15 protein-coding genes are annotated in these 14,807 nt (G+C 58.8%); 6 read left to right on the forward strand and 9 right to left on the reverse strand.

The features are described 5' to 3' along the window. The 3 genes from AC1DLB_RS05290 to AC1DLB_RS05300 all read right to left on the reverse strand — a co-directional run. A partial coding sequence (locus AC1DLB_RS05290) for a malate:quinone oxidoreductase (protein WP_477784696.1) occupies positions 1 to 635 on the reverse strand: 635 nt, incomplete at its 3' end. A 318-nt stretch (positions 636 to 953) separates the two neighbouring features. After that, entirely contained in the window at positions 954 to 1,664 is a 711-nt protein-coding gene (locus AC1DLB_RS05295) for a GNAT family N-acetyltransferase (protein ID WP_477744290.1), read from the reverse strand. A gap of 77 nt (positions 1,665 to 1,741) precedes the next feature. Next, a complete protein-coding gene (locus tag AC1DLB_RS05300) occupies positions 1,742 to 2,311 on the reverse strand; it encodes a YceI family protein (RefSeq protein WP_064616936.1) in 570 nt (189 codons plus the stop codon). Here AC1DLB_RS05300 and AC1DLB_RS05305 point away from each other — a divergent pair. The 3 genes from AC1DLB_RS05305 to AC1DLB_RS05315 all read left to right on the forward strand — a co-directional run bounded on the left by AC1DLB_RS05305 (position 2,310) and on the right by AC1DLB_RS05315 (position 4,560). Further along, the gene (locus AC1DLB_RS05305; protein ID WP_477784697.1) at positions 2,310 to 3,182 is read left to right on the forward strand and encodes a DUF3885 domain-containing protein; all 873 of its coding nucleotides are present in this window, start codon (positions 2,310 to 2,312) and stop codon (positions 3,180 to 3,182) included. The genes AC1DLB_RS05300 and AC1DLB_RS05305 overlap by 2 nt on opposite strands. Before the next feature lie 87 nt (positions 3,183 to 3,269). Beyond that, positions 3,270 to 3,641 carry a hypothetical protein gene (locus AC1DLB_RS05310; RefSeq protein WP_018928174.1) on the forward strand — a complete coding sequence of 124 codons (372 nt, stop codon included), beginning with the start codon at positions 3,270 to 3,272 and terminating at the stop codon, positions 3,639 to 3,641. A 157-nt stretch (positions 3,642 to 3,798) separates the two neighbouring features. Further along, positions 3,799 to 4,560, forward strand: coding sequence for a hypothetical protein (locus tag AC1DLB_RS05315; protein WP_018928175.1), 762 nt, complete (start codon positions 3,799 to 3,801; stop codon positions 4,558 to 4,560). A gap of 66 nt (positions 4,561 to 4,626) precedes the next feature. Here the strand turns inward: AC1DLB_RS05315 and AC1DLB_RS05320 are convergent, their stop codons facing one another. Further along, positions 4,627 to 5,958 carry an aminotransferase-like domain-containing protein gene (locus tag AC1DLB_RS05320; protein WP_477744292.1) on the reverse strand — a complete coding sequence of 444 codons (1,332 nt, stop codon included), beginning with the start codon at positions 5,956 to 5,958 and terminating at the stop codon, positions 4,627 to 4,629. Between the two features lie 90 nt (positions 5,959 to 6,048). Between AC1DLB_RS05320 and AC1DLB_RS05325 the strand changes: the two genes are divergently transcribed. Continuing rightward, complete coding sequence (locus AC1DLB_RS05325; protein ID WP_477744293.1) at positions 6,049 to 6,945, forward strand: DMT family transporter; 897 nt, start codon at positions 6,049 to 6,051, stop codon at positions 6,943 to 6,945. Positions 6,946 to 7,014: 69 nt separating this feature from the next. On the opposite strand, the gene AC1DLB_RS05330 is transcribed toward AC1DLB_RS05325, so the two are convergent. The 3 genes from AC1DLB_RS05330 to AC1DLB_RS05340 all read right to left on the reverse strand — a co-directional run bounded on the left by AC1DLB_RS05330 (position 7,015) and on the right by AC1DLB_RS05340 (position 10,423). Continuing rightward, positions 7,015 to 8,382, reverse strand: coding sequence for an MBL fold metallo-hydrolase RNA specificity domain-containing protein (locus AC1DLB_RS05330; protein ID WP_225602802.1), 1,368 nt, complete (start codon positions 8,380 to 8,382; stop codon positions 7,015 to 7,017). Between the two features lie 79 nt (positions 8,383 to 8,461). Further along, positions 8,462 to 9,397 carry a universal stress protein gene (locus tag AC1DLB_RS05335; protein WP_477745557.1) on the reverse strand — a complete coding sequence of 312 codons (936 nt, stop codon included), beginning with the start codon at positions 9,395 to 9,397 and terminating at the stop codon, positions 8,462 to 8,464. A gap of 105 nt (positions 9,398 to 9,502) precedes the next feature. Beyond that, a complete protein-coding gene (locus tag AC1DLB_RS05340) occupies positions 9,503 to 10,423 on the reverse strand; it encodes a universal stress protein (RefSeq protein ID WP_477744295.1) in 921 nt (306 codons plus the stop codon). A 224-nt stretch (positions 10,424 to 10,647) separates the two neighbouring features. On the opposite strand from AC1DLB_RS05340, the gene AC1DLB_RS05345 reads away from it, so the two are divergent. Next, positions 10,648 to 11,214, forward strand: a complete 567-nt coding sequence (locus tag AC1DLB_RS05345; RefSeq protein WP_477744296.1) for an N-acetyltransferase family protein — start codon at positions 10,648 to 10,650, stop codon at positions 11,212 to 11,214. A gap of 62 nt (positions 11,215 to 11,276) precedes the next feature. Here the strand turns inward: AC1DLB_RS05345 and AC1DLB_RS05350 are convergent, their stop codons facing one another. Both AC1DLB_RS05350 and AC1DLB_RS05355 read right to left on the reverse strand, forming a co-directional pair. After that, the gene (locus AC1DLB_RS05350) at positions 11,277 to 12,194 is read right to left on the reverse strand and encodes a universal stress protein (RefSeq protein WP_018928182.1); all 918 of its coding nucleotides are present in this window, start codon (positions 12,192 to 12,194) and stop codon (positions 11,277 to 11,279) included. A gap of 107 nt (positions 12,195 to 12,301) precedes the next feature. Next, complete coding sequence (locus tag AC1DLB_RS05355) at positions 12,302 to 13,540, reverse strand: MgtC/SapB family protein (RefSeq protein ID WP_477784698.1); 1,239 nt, start codon at positions 13,538 to 13,540, stop codon at positions 12,302 to 12,304. Positions 13,541 to 13,800: 260 nt separating this feature from the next. Here AC1DLB_RS05355 and AC1DLB_RS05360 point away from each other — a divergent pair, with 260 nt between their 5' ends. Next, complete coding sequence (locus AC1DLB_RS05360) at positions 13,801 to 14,721, forward strand: universal stress protein (protein WP_018928184.1); 921 nt, start codon at positions 13,801 to 13,803, stop codon at positions 14,719 to 14,721. Positions 14,722 to 14,807: the final 86 nt, after the last annotated feature.

Consider the following 14,807-nt stretch of genomic DNA (forward strand, 5'->3'; position numbering starts at 1 on the left):
ACGAACTGGCGGGTGATCCCGCCAAAGTTCATGTCGTTACCGAGCGGGCTCCAGGTGGCCGCGACTTTCTGGTTCGGGTCACGCCCTTCCATCATCAGCGGAACCCATTTCTTGATCACTGCCGGGTCTTCGGAGTACTGCATGCCGGCGAACAGCGGGCTTGCTTGCAGGGCTTCGTAGCGCTTCTTCAGGAACTTGATGTTGTCATCGCCCCACACAAAGCTCATGTGCGGAGTGGAGTTGATGAACGAACGCGGGTTCTTCAGCACGCCTTGCTGAACTTGCCAGGCCCAGAACTGACGGGATATCTGGAAGGCTTCGTTGATTTCAACGGCTTTCGTGATCTGAACTTTGCCATTCTCGTCTTCCGGGGTGTAGTTCAGCTCGGCCAGGGCGGAGTGACCGGTACCGGCGTTGTTCCAGCCGTTGGAGCTTTCCAGGGCGACGCCATCGAGGCGCTCTACCATTTCCATCGACAAGTCGGGTTCCAGCTCATTGAGCCATACACCCAGCGTTGCACTCATGATGCCGCCGCCAATGAGCAGCACATCGACTTTCTTTGCCTCCGCGTAAGCGGACGTGATCCCCATCGACAAAGCCAGCCCCAGCAGGGCTGTGTTCAGTTTCTTAAACATTTGTAGCACCTATGATAAACGCCATCCGCCTCCAACCCTCATTCATGAGCAACCCAGGTTCACGGGTACGCAGGCAGCGTGCCGCGGGTTTCTGCATTCAGAAAGATTTGAAGGTGGGCACACAAGGCCGACGTGTCTCCATCGACCTCAGTTATATGTCCCTCGTGCACTGACTTCTTATCATTATTGGCTCAGCTACTTGAGCGACATTGATTCTGTCGCACGTCTGTGGACGTACGAACCGAATAAGTCAAACCAAGTTAATGCGACAGAATATCACGCCTCGGCCAGCCTGCGCGCCCGAAAGGACTCGACAGTCTAGACGGGACGAGGCCCGTGCTCGGCGTTTTTGCTCAAACGATCCAGCACAAACGCCTTGGCGTTGCGCGTCATTTGGTCGAGATGCCGGTCGCGCTGCTTTTCTGCATCGATCATTGCCCGCTTGCCGTGTTTTTGCAGCAGATACGTATGTATCTGCCGCACCTCCAAAGAACTGTAGATCGAGGTGACATCCAACAGGCCCATCAGGCCTTCAGTGGCGTGATCCCGGGTGTTCATCAGCACCTGAGTGCCGCGCACGCCCAGCACTTGAAAGCCCATCGACTCGAACCAGGGCACTTTGGCGACGGTGCATGTCAACTCGGCATGGGGGTAGCGATCGAGCATGTCTTGCAGCATCGCCCGTGCGACGCCCCGCCGCCGGTGACTGGCCTGCACCGCCATGTACGCCACGCCGCAGGCCTCGGGATCGTCCTTGACCGGCAGGTACAGCAAAAACCCGATGACCTTCTCGGGATCTTCATCATCCATGGCGACGGTCAACTCGACCGCAATGCCTTTGGCGCCGCCGAGCGCTTCCAGGTAGAGATGAACCTCATAGCCCACCGCGTATTGATAGACGTTGTACAACGGGTTGCTCGGCGCGATGCCTACCATGCTGATGTCGGTCAGGTTGTCGACGACCATCTGCAGAATCTGGCTGTTGATGGGCTCCGGGCATGGAGTGGCAAAGTGGGTGAGCTGGGGCATTGCGTTTCTGACTCCGGATCAAGGCTTACTGAACATCAGCCCGGCCATTGTCACAGATCGAGCCCCTCGCAGGAAAATCACCGCTGCGGCGCGACGATGCGGAAGCGGATGTCGATGTCGTTGGAGACCACCGTATCGGCCCACTCCCCCTCCCCGATCTTGAAGTCACTGCGTTTGAGAATGATGTTGCCATCGAAAATCCCGATGGCCTGCTCCGGCTTCAACAGCACCTTCACCTGCAACTCGCGCGTCATGCCCCTGAGGTTAAGTTTGCCGGTGATCAGATAGCGTTGATTGCCCAGCGCTTTTACCCGAGTCGATTCAAAGGTCGCCACCGGATAGTCCGCCGTGTTGAACCAGGCAGGCTTTTGCAGCTCGGTATTGGCATCGCTGCTGCCGGCATCGATGCTGGCAAGGTCGATGGTCATCCTGGCGTGGGCCGCCGTGGGGTTTGCCGTGTCGAAATCGAGCGTGGCGTCGAATTTGCCGAAGGTGCCGTACACCCTGGAGCCGAACTGGTTATAGGTGAAGGAGATCTTGCTGGCGGTGGTGTTGACCCGGGTGTATTCAACGGCTTGGGCACAGGGCAAGACGCCGATCGTGAGGATGGCGAGCAATGCGGCTAAACGCGGGAATCGAAGAGACATGGAATTCTCCGGGTGGAATGCCCTTCAGGGATTGAAGTGCAGCACCCGTGTGGCTGCGATAGCTGGACTTAAGCAAATATTCGAGGGTTATTCCAGCCCAGCAGAGCCCCTGCTCCTCAAAAGCCCGGCCCCACGGGTCTTTGGACTCGCCGGAAAGCCCGATGTGCCTAAAGTTGTGCTCTTGGCCGCCGACTCCCTTTTACTAACTCCTCTTACGAAGGACCGTAAAGTAGTGAACCTACAGCGTGAAATTGACGAGGTTTACGAAAGAAAAGCCTTCGAACGGCCACTGTTCTATTCCTACCCGGGAGGTTTGCGATTCAGCCTTTCCGAAAAGGGAACTGCCATTGAACAGTTTCTCCTGGCGCTTCAAAAAGCACGGTGCATTTGCGAGGACATATTCTCCGAGGAAGGATCGCTCGTTGTCTGTCTTCGTGTTCGTTCCGGAGCAAATCCATTTGCACACCGACCTGTTCTAGCGGAGCTTCGGGCGGCCGGTATCAAGATCCCCTCGAATCATTCCCGATGGCTTAACCCCATTCATCCGGACAATTRGTTTAATGAACATGAAGAAGAGCATTGGGTAAATGTCGCCTTTCATGCCCCATTGTCGCTACTTCAGAACTTTCTATGGTGTGCATTGGCGAAGGACATTGGAGACATTCGGCCCCGCCCGTTTTGTGACATCTACTTTTTCAACCTGAACCTGCAGGTTATGGCATTTCCCTACGATGATCGCGGCATGGATGTCGTCGGACCGAACAGGACTGCCCTGGCGCAGCTGTATCAGARACATCAGCATTTTTTACTAACCCATGATCGACCAGTGATGGATGAGGTATTCGGAGTCCAGGAACCCCATTGTAGATAACGCTGACAACGACGCCTGGACTCCAAAAAATTTGGGCTCGATGGGGCGTGAAACAACCCGAACTGCTCTTCGATAAAGGAAAGTGCAATGCCACCACTGATATGGGACCCGTTTGACCTTTTCAACGTACTTGGGGTTGCTCCTTCTGAAGGAGAGTCCGGGATCTCGCACCAGTACATCGTCGAACAGGGCGCTGTCAGACTGCAATTGACCATTTGGCAATTTGATTGCGATGTTGAAGTCCAGCTGTGGGCGGCTCCGCTACCAAACCCAATAGTGCGGTACTCAATGCTCGATTGCCCGGGTATACGCGTCGTTAACGATAAACGTGGTCGTTTTTTAGAGTTCGCTGCGTCTAATACCTTCTCGGGTCGCTACGACGGCTATTCAGTCATTCCTTATGGTTTAAGACTCTGGATTGATCCGCAAATTTTTCTTGAGCCATTCACCTACTCGTGATTGGTGCTCCCACGTCTTTACCCAGCCTGCCATTACTGGATAATGGCCCCCTGCCACAACCAGGCTCTGACCTTGATTTCTCAAGGTTTTATATTGCTACAGCCTGACAGTCACCTTCAAGGACGGACGATCGGCTACGGAACAAGGAATCAGCACCGTGATATCCCAGCAAGACTCAGCAATACCGCTTACCCGCACTCAGAAATTCACCTCGTTGATCACCCGCGGCATGGCAGGCCTCAGCGTCGTGCTGGGCGCCATGTGGGCGTTAATCACCTATGCCGTGCCGGACCCGAGCGTGTTCGGTTTCAGCTTCATCAGCTGGAAAAACGTGGTCCTGCTGGTGAGTGCATTTATATTTCTGGGAGCCGTTTCAATCGGCTGGCAGATTCGTAATTTCACGCCGATGCTCCGCGGCGCGTTGCAGTTTTTCATGATCGCCGGCTTGTCTTTCGGCTTCTTCATCCTAGGCACCGAATACGCCAAGCCCTCTTTCGAGTTCGCCAAACTGCAAGCCAAAATAGTCGAAAACGAAGGCAACAACCTGCTCGGCAAACGCATGGAAGTGCTGGATAACATTCGCATCGAACTGGAGGGTTGCGAGAACATCGGCCGTCTGCCCACCTGCACTTTTGAACTGACCAATCTGAACGTAGACCGCAGCTTTCGCTTCGACGACGGCACCCGGCTATTCGACGAGTCTGGCGGTCCACTGAAGTTCGAGTCGATCCGGGTGGGCCAGGTCGAGGACAACGCCTGGCTGCGCTTTCAGCTGATTCGCAACGTACCTACACGCGTTACGCTGATCTTCCAGCAGAGCAACAGCAAACTCAGCAAAACACCAGCGATCAAGTTGGTGTTTCGAGATGGGAATGATGAGACGCTTACCGTCAAATTCAGTGAGATTGTAATGCGCTAGTTGTTGGAATAAAGGCTCTCTACCGACCACTACGGCGCAGGCACATACTCTTCGGTAATAACGAGACTATGTATAAGCCCCAACCACCCACTTCACTTTCTCCAGCGCCTCCCTAAGCGCCCCCATCTCCACGGAGCCCAGCGCCAGGCGAAACGCATGCGGAACGTTGGCCGAAGTGGCAAAGGGTTCTGCGGTTGAAACCGAGACGTTTTCCCGCATCAACGCCATGGCGATCTGGTCGGCCCGTGCGTCTTCCGACAATGGCAGCCAAAGAAAATACGACGAGGGGTGGCGAATACAGCGCAGCCCCGCCAGTACCTCGCCGGCCACGATTTGCCGGGCCTGCGCGTCCCGGCGCTTTTCGGCTTCCAGTTGCATGACGGTGCCGTCGTCAAGCCAGGTGGTGGCAATCGCCGTCATCACACCCGGGGTATTCCAGGTGGTCGCTTTGATTGTGCGTTCCAGCGCGGGCACGTTCTGCAGGGGGGCGGCGACGAAGCCGACGCGCAGTCCAGTGGCCACGCTTTTGGAGAGCCCTGACACATAAATCGTCCTCTCGGGGGCGAGTACCGCCAGCGGCGCGGGTGGATTTTCGGCGAGGAAGGCGTAAGCGGCGTCTTCTATGATCAGCAACCCATGCTGGCGCGCAATCGTCACCAGGTATTCCCTTTGCTCGGCACTCATCACCCAGCCCAGCGGATTGTGCAGGGTCGGCATCGTGTACACAGCCCGCACGCGTCGATGCCGGCACAGGCTTTCCAGCGCTTGCAGATCCGGCCCGTGATCGAGCACCGGAATGGGCACGATTTCAAGGTGCAGTGTGTCGGCCAGGGCCTTGAACCCCGGGTAGGTCAACGCGTCCGCGGCAATCACGTCACCAGGTTGCAACAGCGCCATCATCGTCACCGCCAGCCCTTGCTGGGCGCCGGTGACGATCAGCACTTGCTCAGCCTCGACCGTCAGCCCTCGAACGCGTAGATGGCGCGCCACAGCGGCGCGCTCATGGGGTCGCCCGGCGTGAGGCTGGTAGCGCAGCAACGCTTCCAGATCACCGGCCGAGGCGAGTTGGCGCAGGGCATTGCGCAACAGTTCTGCCTGCCCGGGAAGCGCCGGATAGTTGAAGTTCAGGTCGGTCATGCCGGCGGCAACGCTGTGTTGATCGATAGCCAGGTTGGGCGACCACGAGGTTTCCCTGACGAACGTCCCCCGCCCCGTCTCCCCGCTGACCAGGCCCATGGCTTCCAGCTCCGCATAGACCCGGCTTGCCGTCACCAGGGCCAGGCCTTCCGTGGTCGCCAACTGGCGGTGAGTCGGCAAGCGTGTGCCCGGCAACAGGCGCCCTGAGCGAATATCCGCGGCAAACGTATCCACCAGTGATTTGTAGCGGGAACGAGGCATGAGCAGATGTATCCATGACAATATTTTGATTGTATTGAGTTTCGTCCATACGATGCCTTCCATGCAACCTGAGCATGAAGGGGATCCAGAATGGAACGCACATCGAACCTGCAACAGCACACCACGGAAAAGACCGCGAGCGGATGGCTCAACGGGTTCATCGGCGTGCTCATCTTCAGCGGCTCGCTGCCGGCGACACGGGTGGCCGTTCTACAGTTCGACCCGGTCTTCCTGACGGTCGCCCGGGCCAGTATCGCTGCCCTTGTGGCGCTGTGCTTGCTGTTGCTGTTCAAGGAAAAACGCCCGGCCAGGTATCAGCTGCTCTCCCTGGCCATCGTGGCCCTGGGCGTTGTATTAGGGTTTCCGCTGTTGACCGCACTGGCGCTGCAATATGTAACGTCTGCGCACTCCATCGTCTTCGTTGGCCTGTTGCCGCTCGCCACCGCAGCGTTCGGGGTCTGGCGCGGCGGCGAGCGGCCCCGGCCGGTGTTCTGGTTCTTCTCGGTGCTGGGCAGCCTGCTGGTGGTGGGGTTTGCCGTCTCCCAAGGCCTGACGGCCTCTCCTGCGGGAGACATTCTGATGTTGCTGGCGATCCTGGCGTGTGGGTTGGGCTATGCCGAAGGTGCGAAGCTTTCCAAGACTCTGGGAGGCTGGCAGGTGATTTCCTGGGCGCTGGTGCTGTCGCTGCCCGTCATGGCGCCGTTGACCTGGTTGCTGGCCCCGCCTTCGCTCTCGGCAATTACCCCGCCTGCGTGGTTGAGCCTGGCTTACGTCTCGCTGTTCAGCATGTTGATTGGCTTTGTGTTCTGGTACCGCGGGCTGGCTCAGGGCGGGATTGCCGCCGTCGGCCAGCTTCAGTTGCTGCAGCCGTTTTTCGGCTTGGCACTGGCTGCCACGTTGCTGCATGAGCAGGTCAGCCTTGCCATGCTGGGGGTGACCGTGGCGGTGATTCTTTGCGTGGCCGGGGCACGAAAGTTCTCGAAATAGACGGCTCGCGTGGCGAAACGAATCGGCCAGGGGCTTTTTTAGAGCCCCTTTTCTATAGTGGCCAGAGCACTAAAGAGGCCCCGTCAGCTCCACGCTGTCGCGGTACTCCGGCACCGAGACCGACCAGCCCAGCTCCAGGCTGATGCGCCGGCGCAATACATCCGAGGCATTGGGTTCGCCATGTACCACATAGGTGTGTTTCGGTGGCCGCTTGAAGCCGCGCAGCCACAGCATGATTTCATCGCAGTCGGCGTGTGCGGACAGGGTTTCCATCGGCACCACTTCGGCGCGGATCGGCACGTCTTTGCCGTGAATACGTACCGACGGGGCGCCTGCGATGATCTGCGCACCGCGGGTGCCGCCCGCCTGAAAGCCCGGCACCAGCAGCGTATTGAGCGGGTTGGGCGCCAGCGCCTTGAGGTGGTGCAGCACCCGCCCGCCAGTGGCCATGCCGCTGGCGGCGATGATCACCGCGGGTGTGCGCTGCTGGTCCAGCTCGATGGAATCTCTGGTTGAGCGCACAAAACGCGTGACACGGCACATGCCTTCGCACTCTTCCAGGGACAACCGGTGTTCACTGCGAAAGCGCTGGTACAAGCGTGTGACGTCGGTGGCCATGGGGCTGTTGAGGTAGATCGGCAGGTCGGGAATCGCGCGTTTTTGTTGCAAGCGATACAGGTGATACATCAGCAATTGCGCGCGACCGACCGCGAACGATGGCACCAGCGTGATGCCATGGCGCAGCGCGGTACGGGTGATGACCTCGGCCAGTTGATCCTCCGGGGATTCGTCGGGATGCCGACGGTCACCATAGGTCGACTCCACCAGCAGATAATCGGCCTGCTCGATTGTCTCCGGGGCAAACATCAATGGATCGTTCGGCCGCCCCAAATCCCCGGAAAACACCAGGGTCATGCCATCGGCGACGACCTCCACGGTCGCTGCGCCCAGAATATGCCCGGCTCCGCGCAACAGAATGCTCATCCCCGGGACAATGTCGACCCGGTGGTGCAACTGCACCGGCCGCAGCAATTTCAATGCCCGCTCGGCGTCTTGCTCGGTGTACAGCGGCAAGGCCGGAGAGTGTTTGGAGAAGCCATGGCGATTGGCGAACTCGGCCTCTTCTTCCTGCAAGCGGCCGCTGTCGCACAGCAGGATTTTCACCAATTCACAGGTGGCTGGCGTGGCATATACAGGGCCGCGATAGCCGTTGCGCACCAACACTGGCAGGTAGCCGCTGTGATCCAGATGAGCGTGGGTCAGCACAATGGCTTCGAGGTCGCGAACCGGCAACTGGAACGGGTCCCAGTTGTGCAAGCGCAGTTGTTTATAGCCCTGGAACAGACCGCAATCGATCAGCACATGCTGGTCGCGATGTTCCAGCAAGTACTTGCTACCCGTGACCGTGCCCGCAGCACCGAGAAATGTCATTCGCATGGCCGTTTCCTTGAGCATTCATGGAGCACTATTGATCGCTCCTTTGCGCTTGTGGGCAGTTGATTTTTATCAATCGAGGTCACACTGGTTCATCTTCTTTGTCGAGCCGCGGCAATGGTTTGATGATCGTCAGGCTGCAAGGCGACCGGTTCAATACGCTTTCCGCCGTACTGCCGATGAACATATCGATCCCGCGATGGTAGGTCGTTCCCAGCACCACCATGTCGAAGGCATGTTGTTGCGCGAAATGGGCAATGACCTTGGGAGGGATGCCAGGCAGCAGATGGCGCCGTTGTTTCTCGACTCCGTAGCGTTCGGCAAGCGCTTCAAAGGCCTCCAACTGGGCATCGTTGACGGCGTCTTCCAAACTGCCATCGAGAGTCGCCGTCGGCACATTCACTTGCGCCTCCCCCAGCTCCGACCAGCCGCTGACATTGAGCAGGTGCAAGGTGGCGCCGCAAGATTCGGCCAGGCTCGAAGCCAGGTCGAGAATCCGGTCATTGAGCCCTTGGGTCAGTTCTTCCAGATGGGACAAATCGATGGTCGCCAGTATGCTCAACGGCTTGGGATTTGTGGCATCGATGACCAGGTGCAAGGGCGCTGGACAGTCGCGCAGCAACTGCCAGTCCAGCGGACGATGGAAGGCGCGATCGAGGGCTGATACGCGGTGGGTGTCCTTGATCACCAAGTCTGCATGGAAGTCATTCACGTACTCCAGCAGATGCGCCAGGGTCGGTCTGGCCCACACCACTTCAGTGCTCACTTGCACGCCTTCGCGTCGTTGAAACCGGGCTTGCTGCTCCAGCCATTGACGATGTACCTGCAAGTAACCTTCCCGCGCCTGGGCCATGGCGTCGTGGTCAAACAGGCCGGCCGCCGCCAGCGCCTGGACATAATCGAAAGCGACAATGTGCAGCATCGCACCGGTTGCACAGGCCAGGGCCCGCGCCCGATCGAACGCCGGGGTGCGGACCATTTCGGTCGGGGCAATCAATAGCAAACGTTGAATTTTCACCCTCACCCACCTCATCTGGATAGCTTCAGGTTGTGGCTCAAGTATCGGGGGGCTCTCGCCATGCGGCTCTGATTTTTATCAACTAATGGCCGGCCAGCGATCGGCTTACTGCGCGACGCTCGAACCCGGCTGCCTGACCGCCAGAATGCTGCCCGGTACCGAGTACAACGCCCGCTCGGTGTTGCTGCCAATCAACCGGTCGATCCCCACGCGATGCACAGTGCCCATCACCACCACATCCGCCAGGTATTGCTCGACAAACTCACTGATGACCGGCACCGGCAGGCCCATGACAAAGTGCCGACGCTCGGGAGGAACACCGTAGCGATCCGCCAGGGTGATAAACGCCCGGTGCAGGGATTCGCGCAGCTCCTCGACGAAGTCCATGCCCCAGCCACCGGCGATCAACGGCGCATCGCCATTGAACGCCGGCGACAAGTCGTAGGCGTACAGCAGGTGCAGCGGTGCATCGCATTGCAGCGCCAGTGCGTTGGCCGTCTGGATGATGGTGTCGTTCAGGCCACTGATTTGCGTCGCAGGATCGAACGGGTCCACGGCGGCCACGACCCGGTGCGGCAACCCGTAACGGATCTGATTGACCAGGTGCACGGGGATCGTGCATTCGCGCAGCAGATGGCAATCGAGCGGAGTGATGAACACCCGTTTGAGCGCCGGTTCCAGGGTGACATCCTTGATCAGCAGGTCGGGCTTAAGGTCTTCGATTGTCTTCAAAATATCCAGCAGCGGATGGGTGGTGAAGACCGCTTCAACCGTTACGTCCACGCCCTGCCCGCTGAGCCGCTCGACCTCGTCGGCCACCCAACGATGACAGTGGCGCAGATAACGCTGATACCCCGCCTCGTCGATTTTTTCTTCCCATAAATGAACAATCGGTGCCGGATCGACAAAGGCCCGCACATCCAGCGCGGCCCCGCTCGCCTTGGCCAGCGCGACGGCCCGGAGCAAGGCAGGAGACTGATGCAGGGTTCGGTCGGCGATCAGCAACAAACGTTGATATTGACCCATCACACACCTCCGCTCGAAACCGGGCCTTACCCGCCGGCATGGGCCAAGACTGCGCCCGTTGCCCCCTCCCCGAGGTTGATTTACATCAAATACCCGCAAATGAACGCCCTCGTGACGGGTGTCTGATCCAGATCAGATTCAAGGGCTGCCAGTGGCGTAGAAAGGAATCAACCGCGTGATGGGTGAATACGCACCGACCTTTCAAACAAGATGGAGGATCATCCATGCTCACTGTCAAAGACCACAATGATCGGGCCGCGGCGGCCTATGCCGCAGTCGCCGGAAAATACTGGATCGAAGCGCTCAAGGACGGCCGCCATGTGCTGATCCGGCCACTGCTGGAAAAGGACCGCGAACTTGAATACGCCTTCATCAAGCGCCTGTCGCCCGAGTCCCGGCACATGCGTTTTCTCGCGCAGATCAACGAGCCCGGCGCCGCCATGCTCGATCAGTTGATGGACACCGATAACAAACAGCGCATGGCTTACATTGCGCTGGTTCACGAAAACGGCAAATTGATCGAAATCGGCATCAGCCGCTACGCCGCCACGTCGGAACATGAGTGTGAGTGCGCGGTGACAGTCGCCGATGAATGGCAGCATCTGGGCCTCGGCACCGCCTTGATGGAGCATCTGATCAAGGCCGCCCGCAGAAACGGCTTTAATCAGATGTATTCGATCGATGCTGCAAGCAATACCCCCATGCGCGACCTGGCCAAAGCCATGGGTTTCGAGCGGCACAATGACCCCAACGACAGCCGCCAGGTCATCCATCGTCTGTATATGTCATAAAAGCCGATTGCCCCACGACGTACCGGCCAACGGTCCGCCGTGGGGCAAGTCTACGTTCAGGGTTACAACGACCTGTCGGGTTTGATCGCCAGCACACTGCAAGGGGCTCGGTGCAAGAGCTGTTCGGCAGTGGTCCCCAATAGCTTGTTCAACCCCGAGTGCTGCACCGTCCCCATCACAATGACATCGGTGTGATGGTCCTCGACGAACTTGCAAATACTCGGCACTGGCGCACCTTCGATGAAGTGCCGACGCTGCGACGGCACGCCGTGACGCTCGGCCAGTGCCGTGAACGCCTGGTGTTGCGCCGTGCCCATGGCTTCATAAAGACCGGAGGCCAACGGGAGTGCGCCAACGCCCATGTCCAGGGCATACACGGCTGTCCAGTCATACGCATGCACCAACTCGATCTGCGCCTCACACTGTTCAGCCAGCTTGGTGGCGGCGTCGATAATCTGGTCATTGAACACCAGGTCCTGCTCTTCGCTGCGCAGCACATCGACGATGGCCAGCACGTTACGTGGCCGCGCGTTCCGGGCGTTGGTCACCAGATGCACCGGCACCGGGCAATCGCGCAACAACTGCCAGTCCAGCGGAGTGAAAAACACCCGTTTCAACGCCGACTCTTCCTGGGCGTCCTTGATGATCAGACTCAGCGACATCTCGTTGACGAATTGCAGGATCTCCTCGTAAGGGTGCTGTACCCACACCACCTCGCTGGTGACCTCGACGCCGTGCTTGCTTATCAAATGGGCTTGCTCGGCAAGCCATTGCCGATGGGTTTGCAAATAGCCTTCCCGGGCCTGGGCAATTTGCTCGGGGGCGAACAGGCCGGCGACGGCCAAGGCCTGCAAGTAATCGAATGCCACGATGTGCAGCGGCGATTGCATCGCGCGGGCCAACGCGGCGGCCCGGTCGAACGCCGGAGTACGGGTCATGGAATGGGGGGCGATCAACAGTAAACGCTGAGTCTGCGACATGGGACACCTCGGCACGCGGCCATCTCGATGCAATGAGTAGAACCCTAGAGTGATCGCGGCAGATTCGGGCGACTTGATCTTTGTCAGCTACAGCGCTCGGATGCCCGTTAATGCAGCAACATGCCCACCCACATCGCCAACGTCAGCAAGACCTGGCCGGGAATGACATACGCGGCGAACCGTCGCCCACCGCTGACCCAGGCCACCAGGCATTTGCTCAGGGAGTTACTGCTGAYGGCAACCAGCGTGGGCCCGGCAATGGCGTCGAACGGCAACAGTCCGGCCTTGGCCAGGGCGCCAATGGACGCCGTCGAAGAATGGGCATCGGCGAAACCGGTGAGCGTCGTCGTGACCATCACGCCCACTTCGCCAAAGTGATTGAGCACCATCGAAGACACAAAGGTAACGCCGGTCATGGTCAGTGCGATGACCAACGCCAGCTTGAGGTTGAACGCACCGCCGACCTTGACCGGCTGATTGTCGCCACTCGCAGGTTTGGGCAACATCAGGCTCAAGCCATACAGCGCCGTGGCGGCGGCACCCAACAACAGCGGCCCCCACATGTAGCGCAATAGACCGATGTCGACCGCCCCCAGGATCAGGCCGACCTGAATGATGGTCGCCAGGTTGGACAGCATCGCTGCCGCACTCAAGACTTTGATGTTGCCTGGCTCCTTGGCGACAAGGTGCCCCATCGCGGCGATGGTCGCGATGCTGGAAGCAAACCCGGAGGCGATGGCGCTGACCACATAGCCGTAACGGGCACCCAGAGTACGAACGGCAATATGCCCGACCGCCCCGACGGCCATCAGCAACACCGTCAGGGTGCAAATGGTGCGCAGATTGATGGCGGCATAGGGGCCGATAAAGCGATCCGGCGCCAATGGCAACACCACCAGGGCGGCGACCAACAGCACCAGACCGTCGCGCATCTCCCCTTCAGTCAATTGGCTGCGCGCAAAATGATGCAGTTTTTGGCGATACGTCAGCAGCCCCGCCACCACCACGCCGATGGCGATGGCCAGTTCGGGCGCGCTGTTACACAACGCCCCCAATGCCAATACCGTGAATAACGCCACTTCACTGGTGACACCAGGGTCAGTGCCCAGGCTTCGCCAGTAAGCCACAGTGACCAGCAAGGCCACCGAAACCGCCATGATGCCCACCAGCAAACCACCACCGATTTGCATCGCCACATAACCCAGCAACGCGGTGATCGCGAACGTACGCAATCCGGCACAGGCGCGACTGTCCCCACGCCCCTTGTGCCGTTCACGTTCAAGGCCGACGAGCATGCCGATCCCCAGCGCAGCTGCCGCCCCTGTCAGGCCCAAGGTTTCGTTCATATGACTCCTGTCCGGGTAAGCCACAACCCCAAGACTGCACCGGCATGACGCAGGAGAGATTGATAGTGGTCAATGTTTTATAGATGGACCTGGCGCCCCCCGCCACACGTCGGGCCGCAAGCTGGATCACTCGCCAGATTGATAAAGATCAATCCCGTCCCCTCGGTCAGCGGCAGGATATAAATCCAGAGAACCACTGCCCAAACGCAGGGGTGTCAGTGAGTACAGGAATATCTACGATTATTGACGGGAGTTTGGTCATGTCTGAGCAATCACGCTTCATGCTGGTCGTCTCGCCCCTGATGGAAAACAGCCCCGCGTTCGACCGCGCCGCTGCGTTGGCCAAGGCCTCGGGCGCGGCCCTGCATATCGTCGCCTTCGATTACCTGCAAGGGCTGGCAACGGCGAGCATGGTCAACGAACAAGCGCTGGAGGAGATGCGGCTGGGGTATGTCGAGCGCCATCGGCAATGGCTCGAAGAACAGGCCCGCCCCTTGCGTAAAATCGGGGTGCCCGTCACCACGGAGGTGATCTGGGTTGAACGACCTTTGCAGGAAATCCTCATTCATCTCAAAGAACAGCCGATGGCGGTAYTGATCAAGGCACTGGAATACGAGTCGCTGCTGTCACGCATCATGTTCACGCCCYTGGATATCCATTTGCTGCGCGAATGCCCGGTACCGCTGCATTTTGTCAGCCACGTGAAGCACGCGCTGCCGCGCAAAATCGTCGCCGCGGTCGATCCCTTCCATAGCAATACCCAGTACAAGGATTTCAACGACAGGATTTTGCGCGAGGCCTCGAAACTGGCCAGCACCTGTAACGCTCAGCTCGACGTGATCTACGCCCACGATCTTTCATCCCTCAGTGCGGACGAGTTCGATTTCGACAGTAGCTCAGCGCTGTTTTCCCCAGGCAAAGCCAAGACACTGTTTGATGCTCAGGCCGATGCCTTCCGTGAACTGGCCGAGCGCAATGGTATTGCGCCAGAGCAACAGCACATGATCATGGGCAACCCGACCAAGGTTCTTACCCAATACGCCGATGCCTACGACATCGACGTGCTTGTCATGGGCCGGGTCGGCCACCGGGGCGTGGGTCGACTGGTGGGCAGCACGGTGGAGCATCTGCTGTACAAAATGCCGTGCAGTGTCTGGGTGGTTTCACCTGAGGAACTGTAGAGGGCTGTTTCGCACCTGGCCTACCAACCTTTCAGACAAAGGACATCACCATGAACGACTTGAGTCTGCGTCAGAGCATTATGGAT

The organism is Pseudomonas sp. 05N434 (assembly GCF_056396965.1).